Annotated in this window: 13 protein-coding genes; 5 read left to right on the forward strand and 8 right to left on the reverse strand. The window is 59.3% G+C overall.

Translation table 11 applies throughout. The features are described from left to right. Positions 1–12 precede the first annotated feature (12 nt). Entirely contained in the window at positions 13–2,037 is a 2,025-nt protein-coding gene (locus FHS83_RS16190; protein WP_167084012.1) for a YgiQ family radical SAM protein, read from the forward strand. Here the strand turns inward: FHS83_RS16190 and FHS83_RS16195 are convergent. The 5 genes from FHS83_RS16195 to FHS83_RS16215 form a co-directional block, all read right to left on the reverse strand. Then, on the reverse strand, positions 2,034–3,443 hold the full coding sequence (locus FHS83_RS16195; protein WP_167084014.1) for a PepSY-associated TM helix domain-containing protein: 1,410 nt from the start codon (positions 3,441–3,443) through the stop codon (positions 2,034–2,036). The two genes, FHS83_RS16190 and FHS83_RS16195, sit on opposite strands and share 4 nt — an antisense overlap. After that, complete coding sequence (locus tag FHS83_RS16200; protein ID WP_167084016.1) at positions 3,440–3,997, reverse strand: hypothetical protein; 558 nt, start codon at positions 3,995–3,997, stop codon at positions 3,440–3,442. The genes FHS83_RS16195 and FHS83_RS16200 overlap by 4 nt, the downstream gene beginning before the upstream one ends. After that, on the reverse strand, positions 3,994–6,294 hold the full coding sequence (locus FHS83_RS16205) for a TonB-dependent receptor (RefSeq protein ID WP_167084018.1): 2,301 nt from the start codon (positions 6,292–6,294) through the stop codon (positions 3,994–3,996). Before FHS83_RS16205 ends, FHS83_RS16200 begins: the two co-directional genes overlap by 4 nt. 224 nt (positions 6,295–6,518) lie before the next feature. Further along, positions 6,519–10,385 carry a LamG domain-containing protein gene (locus FHS83_RS16210; protein WP_167084020.1) on the reverse strand — a complete coding sequence of 1,289 codons (3,867 nt, stop codon included), beginning with the start codon at positions 10,383–10,385 and terminating at the stop codon, positions 6,519–6,521. Between the two features lie 215 nt (positions 10,386–10,600). Continuing rightward, complete coding sequence (locus FHS83_RS16215) at positions 10,601–11,908, reverse strand: hemolysin family protein (RefSeq protein WP_167084022.1); 1,308 nt, start codon at positions 11,906–11,908, stop codon at positions 10,601–10,603. Positions 11,909–12,083: 175 nt separating this feature from the next. On the opposite strand from FHS83_RS16215, the gene FHS83_RS16220 reads away from it, so the two are divergent. The 4 genes from FHS83_RS16220 (at position 12,084) to FHS83_RS19840 (ending at position 17,444) form a co-directional block, all read left to right on the forward strand. Beyond that, positions 12,084–12,743, forward strand: a complete 660-nt coding sequence (locus FHS83_RS16220; RefSeq protein WP_167084024.1) for a hypothetical protein — start codon at positions 12,084–12,086, stop codon at positions 12,741–12,743. Between the two features lie 161 nt (positions 12,744–12,904). Then, the gene (locus FHS83_RS16225; protein WP_167084026.1) at positions 12,905–14,872 is read left to right on the forward strand and encodes an ATP-dependent nuclease; all 1,968 of its coding nucleotides are present in this window, start codon (positions 12,905–12,907) and stop codon (positions 14,870–14,872) included. Between the two features lie 357 nt (positions 14,873–15,229). Next, positions 15,230–15,829: an ATP-dependent Clp protease proteolytic subunit gene (locus FHS83_RS16230; protein ID WP_208414909.1), complete on the forward strand. Its 600-nt coding sequence runs from the start codon at positions 15,230–15,232 to the stop codon at positions 15,827–15,829. A 1-nt stretch (position 15,830) separates the two neighbouring features. Next, the gene (locus tag FHS83_RS19840) at positions 15,831–17,444 is read left to right on the forward strand and encodes an alpha-amylase family glycosyl hydrolase (protein ID WP_167084039.1); all 1,614 of its coding nucleotides are present in this window, start codon (positions 15,831–15,833) and stop codon (positions 17,442–17,444) included. Here the strand turns inward: FHS83_RS19840 and FHS83_RS16240 are convergent. From FHS83_RS16240 to FHS83_RS16250, 3 genes are read right to left on the reverse strand one after another with little or no spacing between them, the layout of a single operon-like run. Continuing rightward, positions 17,418–17,861, reverse strand: coding sequence for an iron-sulfur cluster assembly scaffold protein (locus FHS83_RS16240; protein WP_167084041.1), 444 nt, complete (start codon positions 17,859–17,861; stop codon positions 17,418–17,420). The genes FHS83_RS19840 and FHS83_RS16240 overlap by 27 nt on opposite strands. After that, a complete protein-coding gene (locus FHS83_RS16245) occupies positions 17,854–18,438 on the reverse strand; it encodes a nucleotidyltransferase family protein (RefSeq protein ID WP_167084043.1) in 585 nt (194 codons plus the stop codon). Before FHS83_RS16245 ends, FHS83_RS16240 begins: the two co-directional genes overlap by 8 nt. Next, positions 18,438–19,796, reverse strand: a complete 1,359-nt coding sequence (locus tag FHS83_RS16250; RefSeq protein WP_167084045.1) for an ATP-binding protein — start codon at positions 19,794–19,796, stop codon at positions 18,438–18,440. The genes FHS83_RS16245 and FHS83_RS16250 overlap by 1 nt, the downstream gene beginning before the upstream one ends. Positions 19,797–19,799 lie beyond the last annotated feature (3 nt).

The raw sequence follows: 19,799 nt of genomic DNA on the forward strand, positions 1-19,799 counted from the left end.
ATTGGCCCGCCCATGACTGTGCCTGCGTCCCCAAAGCCCCTATTTTCTTACCGGAAATACTGGGCCCATCGTTTCGGTAAAGCGCCTTTCCTGCCTATGGGCCGGGAAGAGATGGAGGCGCTTGGCTGGGATTCCTGCGATGTGATCCTGGTGACCGGCGACGCCTATATCGATCACCCCAGTTTCGGTATGGCGATCATCGGCCGCCTCTTGGAGGCGCAGGGCTTTCGCGTCGGCATCATCTCGCAGCCCGATTGGCGCGATGCATCTGCCTTCAAGGCGCTGGGCAAGCCCAACCTCTATTTCGGGGTGACGGCGGGCAACATGGATTCCATGGTCAACCGCTACACCTCCGACCGCAAGATCCGCCACAACGACGCCTATACGGCGGGCGGTGAGGGCGGCAAGCGGCCGGATCGTGCCGTCATCGTCTATGCTCAGCGCTGCCGCGAAGCCTATGACGTGCCGATCGTGCTCGGCGGCATTGAAGCGAGCCTGCGCCGCATCGCCCATTACGATTACTGGTCGGATAAGGTGCGCCGCTCGATCCTCTTCGATGCCAAGGCCGATCTTCTTCTGTATGGCAATGCCGAGCGTGCGCTGGTGGAAGTAACCCATCGCATCGCTAAGGGCGGCATCAACCAGGATTTCTCCGATGTGCGGGGCGTGGCGTTTGCGCGCGACAAGCTGCCGGAAGGCTGGAGCGAAGCGCCCGCGGACGATATCGACTCTCCCGAGGAAGGCCGTGCCCGCCGCGGAGAAGAGAACATCGCCATTCGCTTGCCGTCCTTCGATCAGGTGGCGGCGGATAAAGAAACCTATGCCCGCGCCAGCCGCGTGCTGCATAAGGAAGCCAATCCCGGCCATGCGCGCCCCTTGATCCAGCGCCATGGCGATCGCGAGCTGTGGGTGACCCCGCCGCCGATCCCTCTTACCACGCCGGAAATGGATGCGGTTTACGACATTGATTATGCGCGTGCGCCTCATCCGTCCTACAACGGCGCGAAGATTCCCGCCTGGGAGATGATCCGCAATTCGGTCACCATCATGCGCGGCTGCTTCGGCGGCTGTTCCTTCTGCTCCATCACCGAGCATGAAGGCCGCGTGATCCAATCGCGCTCGCATGAATCCATCCTGCGCGAAATCGAAGAGGTGCGCGATAAGACCGAAGGGTTTACCGGCATCATTTCGGATATCGGCGGGCCGACGGCGAATATGTACCGCATGGCGTGCAAGGATAAGGAAACCGAAAGCCTTTGCCGCCGCCCGTCCTGTGTCTTCCCTGATGTTTGCAAAAACCTGAATACCAGCCATGACAGCCTGATCGAGCTCTATCGCAAAGCCCGCGCGATCCCCGGCATCAAGAAGGTGTTTGTCGCCTCTGGCGTGCGCTACGACCTTGCTGTGAAGAGCCCGGCCTATATCAAGGAACTGGTTGAGCATCATGTCGGCGGTTATCTGAAAATTGCGCCGGAGCACACCGAAGAAGGCCCGCTGTCGAAGATGATGAAGCCGGGTATCGGCACATATGACCGCTTCAAGCAGCTTTTCGATGCCGCCGCCCGCGCGGCCAAGAAAGAATACTATCTCATTCCGTATTTCATCGCTGCCCATCCCGGCACCACCGATGAAGACATGATGAACCTGGCGCTGTGGCTGAAGAAGAATGGCTATCGCGCCGATCAGGTTCAGACCTATTTACCGTCGCCGATGGCGCTTTCCACCGCCATGTATCACTCGGGCTTCAATCCCTTGAAGCCGGTCCGCCGCGGGTCTTCGGAAGCGGTGGATGCGGTGAAGGGATTGCGCCAGCGCCGCCTGCATAAGGCGTTCCTGCGCTATCACGACCCGGAAAACTGGCCGATGCTGCGCGAGGCCTTGAAGGCCATGGGCCGTGCCGATCTGATCGGCCCTGGCAAGCGTCATCTCGTGCCCGTCTGGCAACCCGCTGGGACTGGTCGCGGCGGCGAGGGCGCGCGTGCGGGGCGCAAACACGCCCCGCAGGGCCGTAAATTCGTGACCAAGGGGCTGAGCTAGCGCTTAACCCCCATCACTATCGCCAGCGCCAGTAGCAGCCCATCCATCACCCAGGTCATGGGATCGGCGAAGCTGGCGCGCCACAGCGCGATATGGCCGAGTGCCAATGCCGCCAACAGCAGTGCAGATGTGCGGCGCAAGATATTGGCGAGCGTTTCAGCTCTCCATAATGCGGATGACAGGCAGCTTGCGCCTGTGAGCGCGATCCACACTGGCAAAAGCGGCAGTGCAGCCAAGGACGCGAGGCCCGTTCCTGCGAAGGCCAGCGGCTGGCTCCAGACAAACCCCGTCCAGAAACGTTCGAAACGCGGTGCTGGGCGGCCTTTATCTCGCTTACGCGCCAGCCAGATGGTGATACCGGTCGAGGTCAAGAAGGTCAGCAGCGCGCCCAGTACAACATAGGCGATCTTGATCACACCGCCACCGAACCAGCCGAAGTGTAAAGGCCCCAGCGAAGCGATGATGGTCTTGCCGAGCGGCTCTTGGTTTCGCGGCTTCTGCAGCAGCTTGCCATTTCCGTCGAAGAGATATTGTTTGCCGCGCGCCAGTGTGCCGGAACTTTTCATCTCCACCATTGCGCTTTGGCCTTGCGTGCCGGGCCGTATCAGCATCACGAAACGCACCGGCGCGGGCAGGGATTTCAGCATTCCTTCCAGATCGGGAAGTGGCGCAGGGCGCGCGTCCGCTTTCGGCAGCGGCGGGCGGATAAGGGCGTTGGCTTTGCCAAGATCGCCTTTGAAAACAGCAAGTGCCAAAACCGCGAGGATCAGGGTGGAAAGCCCGAGCAAGGCGCCGGTTATTGAAACCGTCAGATGAAACGGCAGCGCCCAGACGCCGATGCGATTATGCAGATCAGCTTCCTGTAAGCGGCGCGCACCACCGAATCTCAGGTAAAACGCGTCCCGGAAAATGCGTGGATGTGCGATCAAGCCGGAGAGCAAGAGCGAGAGCAAAGCAACGCCGGTTAGGCCCACCACGACCAAGCCGATAGTTTGGGGCAGATGCAGGCTGGTGTGCAGATGTACCAGAAACTCGCTGAACTCCGACTGCGCCTCGCCGGTGAACCGCCCCGTCGCATCGAAAAGAAAATCTTCTTCAGCGTGGGGCGAATGTGCGTTTGTTTTGAGCCGCGGTTGATCTGGTTGCGGCGGAAAAATGACAATGCGATCCGGCGTGTTGCTGTGCGACAGCGTGTAATGCGCCGCTGCCGCAATAGCCTGAGGAGACGTTTCGGTCACCACGGGACCTTGCGGGGTTTCCCAGCGCTGCCATTCGTAGACCAGCACCGCCAGCGTGCCGGAGAAGCAGACGAGATAAATCAATGCCGCAAAAGCGATGCCGAGTGAGGAATGCCCGGCCAGAACGGAACGTACCGTGCCAGCGGGAATTTTTGGCCAATTGCTCATGCCAAACCTTTCAACGCGGCGGCAGCAAAGCTCACGATTGTCAGCCCCGAGAGCACCAGTGCAGCGCGGCCAATGCGGTCATCTGCCAAAGTCCAGGCCATGCACGCCGCCCAGATCAGCGGTACCAGGAGCCCGCCAAGTACCAGCGCGGTGACTTTTTCACCCGGCATCCAAACGGCAAAGGCGATACCAGCGCCGATGGCGGCGATGCCGCCTAAGGGGCCTGCGAGTATCCCGCGCACCCAGCCGCGCCAAACTTTGGATCTGCGTTCGGAGGGCTCCGGTGGTGCGTTGCCATTTTTGCGCAAGGTTGCGGTGCGGCGTTCATGGCCTGTTGCCACCAAGGCCAAGAAGGCAAGGCTCATCACGCTTGCGGCGATAAAAGGACCGCGGCCGCTGCCAAAACTCCATATAGAGAAGCCGACAGCGGCCACGATCACCCCCCAGCCGGCCAGCACGCGCCAGCGTGCCGCGCCATTCCAAGCACTCTTCAGGAAAAGCCCTGCGGATACACCGAAGGCGGCGAGAATGATGCAGGCTGCGCTCTGGTTCACAGATGGAACTCCAGCCCGCCGCCGATCACGCGCGGATCGCCCAAAATGGCGACATTCTGCGCCTTATAGCGATAGACCATGTACTGCATGTCGGCGATGTTGTTGGCGTAGAGATAAACCGACCACTGATCGAAGGCGTAGCTGAGTTTGCCGTTCACCAGTGTGCGTCCGCCAAGGAGATAGTCTCTCTGATCGGCGCCGTTGGCCGAGAACACCCGACCGCGATAGCTGGCATTGAGATTCAGCGCGAAGCCATCGAGGAAGCGATAGTTGAAGCCCGCCGCCAAGGTCCAGTTCGGCGCGCTCGCAAAATGCGTTCCGGCAAGCGTAGTCGTCGCCGTGCCGGTATTGACGGTGAAATCGTCGAAGCGGTTCTGGCTGTATCCGGCCGAGCCGTACCAATCGAAATCATCCGTGAGGTGATGATTGAGCTCGAACTCAACCCCATACATATGCGACTTGCCGGCGTTCTCGGTCTGATAATCATAGGTGTTGAGGCCGAGCCGCACGACGACCTGTTGCTTGCTCCAATCGACATAATAGGCATTGGCATTGGCCGTCAGCGTGCCATCCAGCCAGGCGGATCGCAGCGAAAGTTCGTAATTCCAGGTATATTCGGGATCATAGGGCACGATGGTGGAGCGAGCGACATTGACCTGCGCGCCGCCGGAGCGATAGCCGCGCTGTACCACAAAGCTGGTGTCGAAATTCTCGTCCCAGCGATAGGTGAGGCCGAGCTTGGGCAGGAAGGCGCCAAAGCTTTCGCTGCGCGCGGGCGCCGATGATCCCGCCGAGGCGACGATCTGCGAGACGACGTAATTCAGTCCCGTGAAGGCAGGCGCGTAAGCCCCATAGGCATTTGGGGTGGGATAGGTGCCTGCAAAACTCGCCGTCTGTGCCGAGATAAGGTTGTTTTCCTCGTAATCGTAACGAAAGCCCGCCAGCAATGTCAGATCAGGCGTGATCGAATATCGGCCATCGGCAAACACCGCATAGGTGCGGGTCTTCTGGGGCGCGTCGGAAGTATAGGACACCGGGATGACAGGCAGGGCGGTAGTGTAAAGGTTGGCGGCAGTGGTTGCGGTCGCACCATCCAGGCCGAAATTGCTGACGAGGAGGCCGCGCAGCGTTGCCGTCGGCGTCACCACATTGGTCACGCTGGCCGATTTGTTGCCGTTGTTGCGGTCGAAATAGAAGAGGCCGAACAGGCCTTTCAGCCGGTCCCCCTCATATTGCAAACGCAGCTCTTCGGAGAAGGTCTGAACATCGCGCCACAAGGTGCCGTAGGCTTGCGTAACTGCCGAATAATCGGTGTCGTATTGCGAGGTGTCGCGGACCCGGCTCAAGGCGGTGATGGAGCTGATATTCCACGCGGGCGCGATGGCATAGCTGGCTTTGAGGCTCGCCATATCCATCTTGGTATCGGCCTTGTTGGGTGAATCCGAAAAATCCAAACGGTTGTGATAGAAATCCGGCACGGCGGTCGAGATGTACATGAAGACGTAGCCGGATTTGCGGGTGTTATGGGTGTAGTTGGCATCCACCTCCAGGCCCGGCAGCGCTTTGGGCGTCCATTTCAGCTTGCCGCGATAGTTCAGGGTGTAGCGCGGATCGGCATTGGTCTTGTGCGTCGGATTATAGATGAAGCCATCCGAATAGCTGTCATCCACCGCGACGCGAAAAGCGAGTTCATCCTCCACGATCGGTCCGCCCGCGGCCATAGAGAATTGGCGGCCGCCGTTATCATTGAATTGGGAACGCGCCTTCGCATCCCACTGCATGGTCGGCTCCTGGGTGCGCACGATGATGGCGCCCGCTAAGGAGTTTCGTCCTTGTACGGTCGATTGCGGGCCGCGCAGGATTTCGACCTGCGAGACATCCCACATGTCGCGCGGACCGCCGAACACCGCCACGTCGGGCACCGCCACGTCATCGACATAGATGGTGGCAAGCCCGCCTTCACCGCCGCCGGAGACGCCGCGATTGGAGATGCCGCGAATGGAGAAGCCCATGCCGCCATAGACATCGCTGACATTGGCGGTTCGGGTGATGACATCGAAGAGGTCGGTAATGCCTTCCTGGTCGATCTTCTTGGCCGTGGTGACCGCCACGCTGGACACGGTGTCTTGCAGGGAGCGGCTGACCTTTTCGCCGGTCACTACCACCGTCTCATAGCCTGCATCGCCCTCTGTGAAGCTCGTCTCGGCGTAGGAGGGGCTGTTAATGACCGCCAACAAGGCGAGGGAGCTGACACCAGAAAAAAGCCAGTGGCGGCCAGCGGAGGCAGAAAAACGCATAGGAACCCCTTCCAAAGACGATGGTTACATCGCCTAAAGGAAGTTCCATATGCGAGTCAATCGCAGTTGCAAGATCGCGCGCTTAGATCGGGTGAGGCAAAATCCCGCAATAGCTGTGATTGCGATTGACGCGCAAATGCACCTAAGCATGAAAATTACGCTGGGTAAGAAAAAAAGGCGGCGAGCCTTGCAGCGCGCCGCCCATTCACGAGGTTATGCTGCCACTACTTCAGCACGACCTCATTGTTCATCTGGGTGATCTCTTTGAACGGCGCCACAATGCGCAGCTTCGCGCCGGTGGTCTTGAAGCCGGCCGGAAGTGCTAGAGTGACGGTTGCGGTGTGGGGCTTCAGATCCTTCGGCGCGGCAATCGCGGGTGTCGGAGCTTCGGCCACGACCTTGCCCTTGGCATCGACGAGTTCGAGTTTGGCCGCGCCCGCATCCTGCGCGCCAAGGCTATGGACCGTGACTTTCAGCGCGGTACCGTTGATCACCACATCATCCTCGCCAATGCCGAGATCGGCCCGGGTGACCGGATCGCTGCCCGAAGGTGTCTTCAGCGTGAACTCATAGACCGTAGTCTTGCCCGGTGCGAATTCGACCTCGGTGGAGGCCGATTTTTCGAAGGCAATCTCTTTGCTTTTGGTATTGGCGCCGAGATTGTCCAGCGCATCGCCCAGGCCGGATTTCACCGTCCAAATGCCGCTTTCGACATTCCAGCCGGTCATCTTCGCTTTGATCGGCTTGCTGTCGGTGTTGAAGGCAATAACCTTGAAATGCTTGCGGTCGGCATTCGGCACCAGCAGCGCGACTTTCACCGCGTCATCCTTGCCGGGGAAAGCCCAGGTGACCGTCGCGCCGGGATACATGTTGCCGCGCACCAGCTGAACGCCGCCCATGCGCGAGCGCTGCAGATACATGGAGTCGATCTCCACGCGATCCGTCCACCAATGGCCTTCGGTGCGCGAATACATGGTCTCGGCCTGACGGCGTAGTTCTTCCGTATAAAGATCGTCGAGGAACTTTTTGTTGCCGGTCATTTCCCAGGCGACATAGCGTTCCAGCGCGCCGCCCGAGCCTTTTTCCGCCCGCCGCACCGCCGCGCCGCCCCATTCCTTCTGCTTGCCGAGGACGTTGACGAGATCCTCGTTGAGATTGGTGATCGGCTTGATGTTATCGGCTTCGGCCACCACGCGGGCGCCGCCCACGCTGACCGAATCCACCTTATTGGCCTGGTCGACAGAGGCCAGGATCGGCATCAGATATTTGTCGTCGCCGGTCCAGCGCCAGGCCGCCCAGAAGATCTGCATCGGGGCCTGGCCCGCGGGGAGCTTGCCCTTGGTGGCTTCAGTGCGCCAGTTGATCTCATCCGGGAACCACCAGATGCCTTTGTCGTCCTTTTTGCCATGGGCGAGGATGCCATCGGCAAGGCCGATTACGGTTTTGCGCGCGGTCGGATCGGCGTTGAAATCGCCCATCAAGACGCCCGGATGCATGATCACATAGGAATAGTATTTGCCCCATTCCCACGGGCCTTCGCGGAAGCTGTCGCTGCCCGAATACCAGTTGGTATTGAAGTGGAGATGGCCCGCGGAGTTGGTCGAGATGATGCGTTCATAAGCGGCGACCGTGGTCATCAGCCGCTCGACGGCTTTGGGATCGCCGAAGTTCAGATACATCGACTCCGAATTGACGTTGATGCCTTCCTCGTAGACATGCAGCTCGTCTGACATGATGGTCGAGAGCCCGTTGGTGATCATGCCGTTCTTGTAGACCGCATCGTTCAGCCGCTTCAGCGACAGCTTGATTTTATCGCTGTCGATCCCGAGCAGCGCCGCGCCCGGCCATTGGCCGAGGAGGTCGGAGTCATCCGAAATGCCGCCGCCGAAATCGCCATAATCGGATTGGCGGTTGTCGATCCACCAATTGATGAAATGGCGCAGGCCCTTCATGTCCTCAAGCTGCAGGAAGGCCCAGCTCGGCACGCCTTTGGGAGGCTTGGGCGCGTTGAATTCTGAGGCCGGGCCCTGATTGCCATAGGTGATGTCGGCCCAATATTCGCGCCCGATCTTGTTATCGGGATCGACACGCAGAAGGTCCGTAGCATCGGCCACCACGCGCTCATAGAGTTTCTCGCGCTTGGACGCGGTGTGTTCTTCGACGAGATAGCCCCAATTGTCTTTGAGCTGATCGAGCCGGTCGGCGATGTGTTCTTTCAAGGCTTCCTTGCGGTCCTTGAAGACGAGCTTGATCTTGGCGCCATTCAGTTGGTTCGCATCGAAATCAGAACCAGAACCCGCGACAGTCAAATACAGGCTCTTGTTCGGCAGGATGCGGTCGCGCAGGTCCAGCCACACTGTGCGCGCTTCGCCCGGCTTCACGGCGACGGTGATGTCGAACATGTTGCGCATCGGCCAGATCGGGTCTTTGACCTGAATGTTGAGCGGGAAGAGCCCATTCATGGTGGGCTTTACCTTCAGCGCCGGGATGGTGATGGCGATGCCATCGAGCCCGTCATGCATATTCTCCCAGCCATAACCCCAGGAGCGGTAAAGCTGCTGCGCGGCGGGAGCGGCACCGTATTCATACGGGATCAGCACATGAATGAGCGGCAGTTTCACGCCGCTTTCCACGACACGGGTTCGCGTTTGGGCGGCATCAGGCACGGCCACGACGGTAGTTTGCGCATCGGGCGTATAGCGGCCTTTGATGAAGTCGTTCAGATCATCAAGATCGGGGGAATCCGGCGCCGCATTGGCGCGGATGGTGTAGGTCTGGGTGAGGGTGCCTTTAGGAACGCTGCCAGCCTGAATGTTATAGGCCGCGATTTCCTGGATCGGGGTTTCCTGCGCGATGTTGTTGAAGCTGAGCACACCGCCTTTGCGTTCCTGATCAAAGGTCCAATAGCTGCGTTCCTGATCTTTCGCACGGGTGGCGATTTCGACCGGCTTCTCGCCGGGCTTGGCCGCATAGGTGAGATTGCCATAAGCGGCGCCTTGCAGCTCGATATGGTTCCACGGCTCGTTCGGCAAAGTGAGGGTCAGCGTCTTGCCGCCTTCGACATAGACGTTCCAATCGGGAAGCTGGAAATAGTCGTTGCGGCCGGGCAGGCGCGAGCGGTTATAGACGCCGGGCCATGTAGTTTCGGCAATGCCGTCCGTCGCCTTGTACATCCATTCCTTGATGTCCTTGGCGTCGGTGAATTCGACTTTACGGATCGCGGTGACGGGGGCGGTGAGGGCAACCGGGGCGTCGCCCGCGCGGTTCCAGCCATAGCGCCAGAACCATTCGGCTTGTGTCACCGGATTGGAAAGGTCGCCCGCCGGGAAGGCGGCCACTTGCGGCACATCCCCTTTGGCGAGGGTGGCAATCTCGGCATCGCTGACTGCATGATCATAGATGCGCAACTCGTCGTAATCGCTGCCGCGCATGAAGTTGTAACGGCTTTGCACCTGATGCGGAGAGACGGCGCGCGCCGCCATGCCGAACTGATCGAGGCCGCTATCGAGTACAGCGGCTTCTTTCTTCTCGGCGACGAGCTTGCCATTCACATAAAGCTTCACGCCCGAGGTCTCGTCCCAGGAGAACGCGATATGGTTCCAGACATTCGGCGCAGGCAGCTCATCCAGTTTGAAGGAGACACGCACGCGGGCGAGGTTGTTGTCGGTAACGAAGGCATCGTAGCCATGGCCGTTATAATCGATGCGCAGGAACGCCATGTCCCAGCTCGAGTGATCGGCAAACCCGGTGCGGAAGAGTACAAAGGGCGCGCGGCCGAGCGGGGTGCGGGCGCGCCAGAAAAAGCTCACCGTACCGCGCTGCGCGAAGATGTTACCCGGCGCTTTCCAGGCCACCACATTCTCGTCATCGGTGGCGAGGGCGCTGCCCATGCGGCCGTCATTCACGATCTTAAACTTATCCGAGAAGTTCGGCACCGCTTCGCCACGGGCGAAATCCGCGGTCAGGCTTTTGTCGGCCGACATATAGAAGAGCAGCCCCGGCGCCGGCCCGGCAGGCTCCTTGGCATAAGAAATGACACCGGTGGCCAAAAGCAGGCTGGCGGAGAAGCGGGCGAGCGTCGTGGTCTTCATGGTCGGCGTTCCTCGATTTTGGCCTTTGGCTGAGGTGATACCCTGAAATGGGTTGCCGAAGGCTTTTGGCCGGGCGCTCGAGAGTCGCCCGTTCATTTGCCGGAACGCTAAGCCAGCCTCGCGCGGAAGCAAAGAGCCTCTTTCTGCGGCATCCACTGCATTGACCAGATTTCATCTACGCGCAAAGCGGGTGGCACAATCTGCTAACGCTACCATCACGCTAAGCGCCGGGCGCGCAACTCCGTGATCCGACGCCCGGACATGGCGGTGACCTCGAAATGCCAGCCGTCGCTGTCAAAGGCGCTGCCGGTTTCGGGGATCTGTCCAAGCTGAGCGAGCGCGAAGCCTGCAATGGTGTGATAACCACCTTCCTCGGGGTGCAGGCCGAGTTTCTCGAAGGCATCCGAGGCGATGGTCATGCCGTCGAATACCAGCGTGCCATCTTCGGCTTGCGAAATCTCCGGCTTGGCATCGCCGAGTTCAGGCATGTCACCCGCGATCGCTTCCAATAGATCGGTCTGGGTCACGATGCCTGCAAGGGTGCCGTATTCATCCACAATCATCACCAGGCGAATGGGCTGCTGGCGGAAACGCTGCAAAAGATCGAAGACGGGCAGGGCTTCATGTACCACCAGAGGCTCGCTCAGCACCGCCATGGGATCGAGCTTCTTGCCGTCCAGAAGCTGGTTGAGCAGGTCCTTCTTCAAAACCATACCTAATGGTTCATCAATGGTGCCGCGCCCGACCAGCAGCTGCTCATGACGGCTAGTTCGGATGGTGTGCAGCTGCGCCTCGGGGCTGTCATCGAGATCTAGCCAATCTATATCCACGCGCGGGGTCATGATGTCGGAGGCGCGGCGCTGGCCGATATTCAGGGCACGGACGACCACATCGCGCTGGGTATCTTCCAGAATATCCGCGGCATGGCTAGCGCGCACCAGAAGCTTCAATTCCTCGGCGGAATGGGCCGCGCCTTCGCCTTCACCCGCATGCAAGCCGACGCTTTTCAGCACCAGATTGCCGAGGCCGTTGAGCCCCATGATCGCCGGGCGCAAAATGAAGAGAAACAGGCTTAGCGGTCGCACGATGGCCAGCGCCGTGCGCTCGCTTTTCTGCAAGGCCAGGCTCTTAGGCGCGAGCTCTCCGAACACGATATGCAGCGCGGTGATCAAAATGAACGCGATCACGATGGCGACGGAATGCTCGCCTGCCTTGGCGATATCCGAGGGCAAAAAATCGAACATCGGATCGATCAGATGCGCCAGTGCGGGCTCGCCGATCCAGCCCAAGGCCAATGACGAAATTGTGATCCCAAGCTGGGTGGCGGCGAGGTTGGCGTCGAGATGGGTGACGGCTTTTTGCAGCGTGCCCGCGCCGGTGCGGCGCTGGGAGACAAGCTCGGCCACACGGCTGCGGCGCACGGCGACCAAGGAGAACTCAGCGGCAACAAAAAAGCCATTTGCCGCCACCAATAGAAAAACCGCCCCAATCCCGATCAAATCCCAAAAAAGCGCATCACTCAAAGTGCTGTTCCCATCCCGCGCAAGCGGGCCTCTTCACGTTCCGGCACCATCATAGCGGTAATTCCGGCTTATGTGAGGGTATCCCTGCTCACATCAGCGGCAGGACACGTGTGGCGATGTGTTTTTTCCGCGCGTCTTCGCGCAAGCTCGGCGTCTTCGTATTGAGGGGACGCAAATGCTTAAGAGCCTTCAGGCAGCCTTTGCCCTGTTAACGCTTCTCGCGATGCCCATCGCGGCGCAGGCCCAGGCCACCTCGCGCCAATGTTCCGGCCAAGCGGGTGAGGTTCCGGGGCCAGCCTGTCTTGTGACGCGCACGGAGATTGGAACGCTGCCGCAAGGACCGCTCTATTGGGGAATCTATAGTTTTGCGGATGTCGCCACAGCGGAGCGCGCCAAGCCTTTGCGCGGTACGGTCACGGAAGCGTTCGGCAAGGTTTGGCTGTTCACGCTGGGACCGAAAACGGACTCGGTTGGGGAAGGGCAGCATCTTGCCGATATCGGACCGATTCCGCTTGCGGAGGCGCAAGGCAGCTTCAGCGCGGAATATCTGAAATCAACCTTCACGCCTGGCATGACGGCGCCAGTGCATGTGCATTCCGGGCCAGAGGCGTTCTATGCCATCAGCGGCGCGAGCTGCCTGGAAATGCCCGATGGCGCGCAGGTCGCGCGTGGCGCGGGCCATTCCCTAATGGTGCGCCAAGGCCCGCCCATGCTGCTGATGGCGATCGGCAAGGAGACACGGCAGGGCTTCGCGCTGATCCTGCATAACGCAACGCATCCGCCCACGACGCTTACCACAGCCTGGACACCAAAAGGGCTGTGCCCGAAGGAGTGAGGGATATTGAGACGCAGAGATTTGCCCAGGCGGTGGCTCATTTCGCTATCCAGATGCCGACGGGAATAGGTCTCCCCAAATGTCTATGCCTGCACAGCCGGTAGACGAAAGCCGTCAAAGGAGCGTAAAATAGTAGCTGAATGATCATTGGCGGGGGGATCATGATTGTCCAAGAAATAGGCGTCAGAAACTATCGTTCACTAAAAGATGAAAAGATTAGCTGCGATACACTCACAGCTTTGGTTGGCCCAAATGGCGCTGGAAAGTCATGTTTTATTCGTGCGCTAGATCTATTTTATTCGCCCTCTCCAAATCTAAGTAGAGATGATTTCTATAATCACGATATCAGTAGCGATATCGAAATTGCGATCACATTTACCGCCTTAACAGAGAGAGAAAACTCGCGATTTTCTTCTCGTGTGCAGAATGGAATTCTTCCCGTTGTAAGAGTGCTGTCGCTAACTTCGAGAAATACCGGCAGATACTATGGCTTCGTTCGGCAGTTTCCCGGATTTGCGGGCCTTCGCGCATTGTCAGGGCGCGAACAGATTAACTTTTATCGGGAGTTCAGAAAGTCCGATGAATGGAAAGATGTCTTGCCTGTGGCGACATCTGGTGCTGCGGTCGCGGAGGCTCTAGATCAGTGGGAATTTGAGCATCAAGGATTTCTGGAAGTTGGTCGGGATGATGGGCAATTCATTGGATTCGAGAATGTAGCGAGGGGATACCTAAGCGACGCTACTAAGTTTATATTCATCCCAGCCATTCGCGATGCCGCTGACGACGTCCGGGAAGGAAAGGCATCGCCAATCACGCAGCTAATGGACTTAGTTGTCAGATCGACCTTGGCGACCAATGAAGAGATCGCGACTCTTAAGGCTGAGACCCAAAAGAAGTACGTTGAGCTTACTAATCCAGGTAATCTTCCAGCACTTGGTTTGCTCGCGGAAAACCTCTCTGGCACGCTCCATCAGTATTACGAAGAGACTGACGTAAAACTTCGATGGCTTCCCCCTGATGAGTTCTCTTTACCGCTGCCAAAAGCTGACGTACGCCTATTTGAAGATAATCTAGACATACCTGTTTCAAAAGTGGGACATGGTCTGCAGAGAGCATTCATTCTGTCACTGCTGCAGCATTTGGCAATCGCTCGGGCTCCTGTGGCAGCAACAGAAACGAATGCGGAAACAGTATCAGAAGTTGGCCCAACTGAAGGGGAGCTCAATCTGATTTTCGGAATTGAGGAACCCGAGATATATCAACACCCAAATCGTCAGCGGCACTTTGCCAAAGTTTTGCTGGAGTTGACAAAAAACGCCATCCCTGGAGTGGCTGCGAGAACTCAAATTATTTACGCCACTCACTCACCGTTGATGGTTGGAATTGACCGATTTGATAACATACGGCGCATCACACGGATCCAGGCAGAAGCGGAAATGCCAAAGGTGAGTCGAGCTGCACAAACCACTTGGGACGAAGTGGCAGAAATTGTGTGGATCGCTAATGGAGAGCCATTACCCAAGTACACTGGAGCGACAATTCGTCCCCGTGTAGTCTCACTTATGACGCCTTGGATGAATGAAGGTTTCTTCGCTGACGCCACAGTTCTTGTTGAAGGAGAAGATGATAGAGCCGCGCTTTTGGGAGCGGCACTGGCTATCGGAATAGATCTTGAAAGCCGCGGCTACGCTGTAATTCCATGTAACGGAAAGACCAATTTGGACAGATGCAAAACTATTTTTGAAAAACTTGGAATACCAACATTTATTCTCTGGGATAGCGATTTCCATTTGTTAGGTAAGGACAAAGCTGACGCGGAAAATGCGATCAAGCAAAACCGCACCCTTTTACGTTTAGTAGGTCATCAAGAGGAAGACTGGCCGTCGATAATTGAAAATAGGTTTGCTTGTTTCAAAGATTGTCTCGAGGTTACCCTTAGAAATGAGATTGGGGCAGAAGTTTTTGACGCTTTATTGGCGGATGTTCAGACTCGATATGCGATAAGTAAACGAAAATACGCTCTTAAAAACCCGCTTGTTATTTCGGAAGTCCTCAAGTCGGCTGCCTCAGATGCCTGCACATCCAAAACTTTAAATGATATTGTCAACGCAATAGTACAGCTAAAATAGCTTTAGCTGACTAGACGTATGAGCTTGAGCAACGCTGGTCCTTTCTCGTTGCTATTGGGCTACTGGCTAATTTCGGGGTAATGGACTGAAGCGTGGCTGATGCACGGGCCACATGGTGTAGTTCAAGGGAGCTATGCCCCCTCCAAAAACACTTCCTCCTACATTTATGTCGCGAACCGGACTCGGCGCCCGGCTTCCCCTTGGGCGAGCGACCTGGGGCCTAACCGGCCACGAACCCCGCCAATCTCCTCCCCAACTCCTTGTAGAATCAGTCAGATAACCGGACATTAAGCGGCTGGACGCCATGCTGGCAGGATTGTAAGGATGGTTCGTCCTTTCTCCCCCATAGGAGCACGCATGTTTCGCCTCGATGAAGAAGACGACGAGAAGACCAAGGTGGAGCCCAAAGAGGCCGATCCTGTGCCGGTGCAAAAGGCGCTGTTCAAATCGCGCACCGTTCTCATCTTCGGCGAAGTCGACATGAAGATGGCCGAGCGGGTTTCGGCCCAGCTTCTGGCGCTCGCCTCCGAGAACAAGGACGACATCAAGGTCGTGATCAACTCGCCGGGCGGCCATGTCGAAGCCGGCGACACCATGCACGACATGCTGCGCTATATCGGCCCCCGCGTGAAGGTGATCGGCACCGGCTGGGTGGCCTCCGCGGGCGCGCATATCTTCCTCGGCGCCCATAAGGATAGCCGCTTCTGCCTGCCCAATACCCGCTTCCTGCTGCACCAGCCGCTCGGCGGCGTGCGCGGCCAGGCCACGGATATCGAGATCGAGGCCGAAGAGATCATCAAGATGCGCGAACGCCTCAACCGCATCATCGCGCGCGAGACGGGTCAGCCCCTGGAGCGCATCCTGGCCGATACCGAGCGCAATTTCTGGATGGGCGCGCAAGCGGCTGTCGAATACGGCCTGGTGACCAAGGTCATCACCAACGCCTCGGAACTTTAAGGTGGAAGGGCCTGATGGAACGGCGCCCTGGTGGAAAGGGGCTGTCGTCTATCAGGTCTATATCCGCAGCTTTTTTGACGGCAATGGCGACGGGCAGGGCGATTTCGCCGGGCTCGCCGCCAAGCTGGACTACATCAAAGCGCTGGGCGTGGACGCGATCTGGCTGTCGCCGATCCATCCTTCGCCCAATCGCGATTGGGGCTATGACGTTTCCGATTACGAGGACGTCCACCCCGATTACGGCAGCCTCGCCGATTTCGACCATCTCCTGAAAGAAGCCCATGCCCGCGGGCTGAAAGTGGTGCTGGACGAGGTCCTCTGCCACAGCTCCGACGAGCATCCCTGGTTCAAGGATTCGATGTTCCGGGGCGAGAAATCCGACTGGTATGTCTGGGCTGATCCGGCGCTGGATGGCACAGCGCCCAATAACTGGCTTTCGGTGTTTGGCGGCCCGGCCTGGTCCTATCAGCCTGCGCGGCGCCAGCATTATCACCACAAATTCCTCCGACAGCAGCCCAAGCTGAACTGGCAAAACCCAGCCATGCGCGAAGCCGGGCTGAAGGTGATCGATTTCTGGCTGAAGCGCGGCGTGGATGGCTATCGCCTCGATGTTGCCAATGGCTTTCTGCATGACCCGGCCCTGACGCCCAACCCCGCCGTGCCGCTGGATAAGCGCAGCGACGTCCATTGGGCCGATGCCGATAACCAGCAGGAGCATCTTTTCGACTGCAACCTGCCGGAAAATGTCGGCGTGCTGGAACAAATCCGCCACCGGGTGGAAGCTTATGGCGGGCGGTTCGTATTCGGGGAATTCTCCGAAGGCTACGAGCGCGCCGGGGCCTATGCCGCGCCTGACGAGGGGCTGCATGGCGGCTACACCTTCTACATGCTGCGCCAGAAAGAGCTTTCGCCCGCTTTCGTCACCGGCAATTACGCCCTGCTGGAAGGACATCCTCGCCATTGGCCGGTGGTGGCGTTTTCGAACCACGACGTCACTCGTACCGCTAGCCGCTTTGGTGCGCCGCCCGAGGGCGATCACGAGCTTGCCAAGCTGCTTCTGGCGCTGCTGTTCTCGCTGAAAGGTACGGTCTGCCTCTATCAGGGCGAGGAGCTGGGGCTGACGGAAGTCGATCTCCGCCGCGATCAGATGCGCGATCCGGTCGGCGATCTCTATTTCCCGGTCTTCAAGGGCCGCGATGGCTGCCGCACCCCGATGCCTTGGGATGCTGATGCGGCGAATTTCGGTTTTTCGACCGGCACACCTTGGCTGCCGCTGGGGCCAGCCCATCGCGGGCTTTCGGTCTCCGAGCAGGAAAAGGACGAGGGCTCGGCGCTGATGTTTGCCCGCCGCTTCCTGGCCTTCCGCAAAAACCATGCGGCGCTGATCCGGGGCGAGATGGAGTTTCTGTCCGTGACCGGTTCCGTGCTGGCCTTCACCCGCAAGCTGGCGGGCGAGACGGTGCTGTGCGTCTTCAACCTCGGCCGGGAAGATTCGGTGTTTGATCTGGCCGGTTTTAATGGCGCAGCGGCTTTGGATATCGCCTGCGGTGCGGCGCAGGCGAAAGACGGCGCTCTCCGCTTGGCACCCTTAAGTGCTTGGTTCGGCATTCTCTGACACTGGCTCTGAAACTGCCGTCAGCGCGGCTTCGATCGGCAAAAGCACGCAGCGGTGCCGCGCGGGGTGGCGAGCGACATCGGCCAGCACCGCGAAAGGCGCGAAATCGCCTTCGGGCGCGGCGCCGCCCTCCAGCATGATTTCGATGGCATCCTTCAAGGCGGCGAGGTCGGCGATGCCATGACCGGGCAGGGCCTTGGCCAGGATGGAAGCCGCAGCCTGGGTGAGGACGCAGGCCTTGGTGTCATGCGCCACCGCGGTGACGGCGTGGTCCGCCAATGAGAGGTCGATGGTGGTGCGGTCGCCGCAGATCGGGTTCTTGGCGGTGTGACTGCAGCTTGGATGCGGCAGCCGCCCTGCCGTGCTGATGTCAGCCGCGTGGCGCAAGACGGCGGTCGAGTAGGGCAAGTCACTCATAGCGATGAAGGTCATCCGGGGTGTCGATGTCGATGTGGACTGCCGGGTCACCGACTTCAAGGGTATAGACCCAATCTTGATGGGCGGTGATCAGCGCCTTGGCGCCACGGTCGCCGCTGAGGGCCAGAAGCTCCGGGAAGAACTGCCGCCCCCAAAGGACGGGATTTCCTTGCCGTCCCTGGCTCAAGGGAACCCCGATCGCACGCGAAGAAGTCGGTGAAAACATCTCGATGAGCTGATCGATGATTTCGGCGGACACCAAAGGCATGTCGCCGAGCAAGATCAGGGCGCCCGCGCAATCGGGCGGAACACTCTTAAGGCCTTGGATGAGAGAACTGCTCAAACCTGTTGAAAAGTCGATGTTATCCACAAGTTCAACTTTTGTATCCGCTAGCACGGCTTTGACAGCGTGAGACTCGGCCCCCGTGACGACCACGACCGTGCCCGCAGTGCTCGCTTGGGCGCTCTCTACCACATGCCGGATCAAGGGTTTGCCCCGGAACTCTTGAAGCAGTTTGTTGGCGCCAAAACGGCGCGAAAGCCCGGCGGCCAAGACGATGGCAGCGATTTTGGGCATCAGCGGGCCTCGCGGCTTAGGCGCTGACCAGTCGGCGTTTGCTGGCGCGGCAAGATCAGGCGGGCGCGCAAGCCACCGCCAGGACGATCCTCGAGCGCCACGCGTCCGCCATGGCCCTCGGCGATGGCTTTCACCAGAGTCAGGCCAAGCCCGGTGCCGCCGGTCTCTCCATTGCGAGACGTCTCCAGCCGAACGAAAGGTTCGAACACCCGCTGGCGGTCCGCCGCCGCGATGCCCGGCCCGCGATCCTCGACCCAAACCTCGTACACGCCGCCACCCTCCTTCAGGGATATCTCGGCGCTCTTGCCATAAGCGAGGGCGTTTTCCACGAGGTTGCGAACCGCCCGGCGGATCTCATTGGCGCGGCAGAACAGTGGCGCCTGGGTCTCGCTTTCGAAGGCGACTGGCGCGCCAAGGTCATCGAGATCGGCACAGATGCTTTCCACCAAGGCGGCGAGATCGATCTGGCGGCGCACTTCTCCGCCTGTGCCTTTGGCAGCCGACAAGACCGCTTCGGTGAGGTCCTGCAACTCGTCCAGATTATGCAGCAGCCGGTCGCGCAGCTCGGGGTCCTCGACAAATTCGAGGTTGATGCGCATCGCCGTCAGCGGGGTGCGCAGATCGTGGCCGACCGCCGAAAGCAGGTGGCGCTGGCTTGCCAAGGTGCGGGTCACTTGCCCGGCCATGGCGTTGAAGGCTTCCGCCGCGCGGCGCACATCATCCGGCCCCACCTCGGGCACATGCGGCGGCGGATCGCCCTTGGCGACACTCGCAGCGGCCTGGGCAAGTTTGGACAAAGGCCGTGCCACTTTCCGGGCGAGGTAAATGCCGGCCACCGAGGCCATCAGGGTCGACAAAATCCCCGCGATGAACATTTCAGAGGGCCAGGTCGGCCCCTCGGGCCGCACATAGGTGGCAATCAGCTCCGTACCGCGCACGACGGGCAAGGTCATTTCCACGGCTGGCATGGCCGGGGTTGTGTCTGCCTTGTATTGGAGAAGGTGAACCTCCACCGGCTGGCGGGCGGCTTTTTCGGGTAACGCCGCGCGCAGCCTTTCGGCGAGCTTGGCTTCTGCCTCTGACATCGGCCTTGGCACATGTTTGCCGATGTGAAGGCGGTAGTGCCAGTAGCGGCTTTCGAGCGCCTGGGCCGCGGCGACGCGCGCCTTAGGCTGAATAGTCGCCATCAGCGCGGCCAAGGAGGTGGCGCGATCCACCATGCGGTCGGTCACCTGGGCTTCGTTTTGACGCTCGCGCCCCAGCTCGAACCACAGCGCCACGGCGGCATTGGAGAGCACGATCGCCATTGTCGTGACCACGATCAACTGTACGCCCAGGGTGCGCGGCCACAGTTTCATGGC

This window comes from Rhizomicrobium palustre (genome assembly GCF_011761565.1).
Taxonomy (GTDB): Bacteria; Pseudomonadota; Alphaproteobacteria; order Micropepsales; family Micropepsaceae; genus Rhizomicrobium; species Rhizomicrobium palustre.

Excerpts from the sequence above, each read along its gene's own strand:
- FHS83_RS16220 (WP_167084024.1), top strand. The coding sequence starts at position 12,084 with ATGCTTAAGAGCCTTCAGGCAGCCTTTGCCCTGTTAACGCTTCTCGCG.
- FHS83_RS16190 (WP_167084012.1), top strand. The coding sequence starts at position 13 with ATGACTGTGCCTGCGTCCCCAAAGCCCCTATTTTCTTACCGGAAATAC.
- FHS83_RS16245 (WP_167084043.1), bottom strand. The coding sequence starts at position 18,438 with ATGCCCAAAATCGCTGCCATCGTCTTGGCCGCCGGGCTTTCGCGCCGT.
- FHS83_RS16230 (WP_208414909.1), top strand. The coding sequence starts at position 15,230 with ATGTTTCGCCTCGATGAAGAAGACGACGAGAAGACCAAGGTGGAGCCC.
- FHS83_RS16250 (WP_167084045.1), bottom strand. The coding sequence starts at position 19,796 with ATGAAACTGTGGCCGCGCACCCTGGGCGTACAGTTGATCGTGGTCACG.
- FHS83_RS16205 (WP_167084018.1), bottom strand. The coding sequence starts at position 6,294 with ATGCGTTTTTCTGCCTCCGCTGGCCGCCACTGGCTTTTTTCTGGTGTC.
- FHS83_RS16195 (WP_167084014.1), bottom strand. The coding sequence starts at position 3,443 with ATGAGCAATTGGCCAAAAATTCCCGCTGGCACGGTACGTTCCGTTCTG.
- FHS83_RS16210 (WP_167084020.1), bottom strand. The coding sequence starts at position 10,385 with ATGAAGACCACGACGCTCGCCCGCTTCTCCGCCAGCCTGCTTTTGGCC.
- FHS83_RS16225 (WP_167084026.1), top strand. The coding sequence starts at position 12,905 with ATGATTGTCCAAGAAATAGGCGTCAGAAACTATCGTTCACTAAAAGAT.
- FHS83_RS16240 (WP_167084041.1), bottom strand. The coding sequence starts at position 17,861 with ATGAGTGACTTGCCCTACTCGACCGCCGTCTTGCGCCACGCGGCTGAC.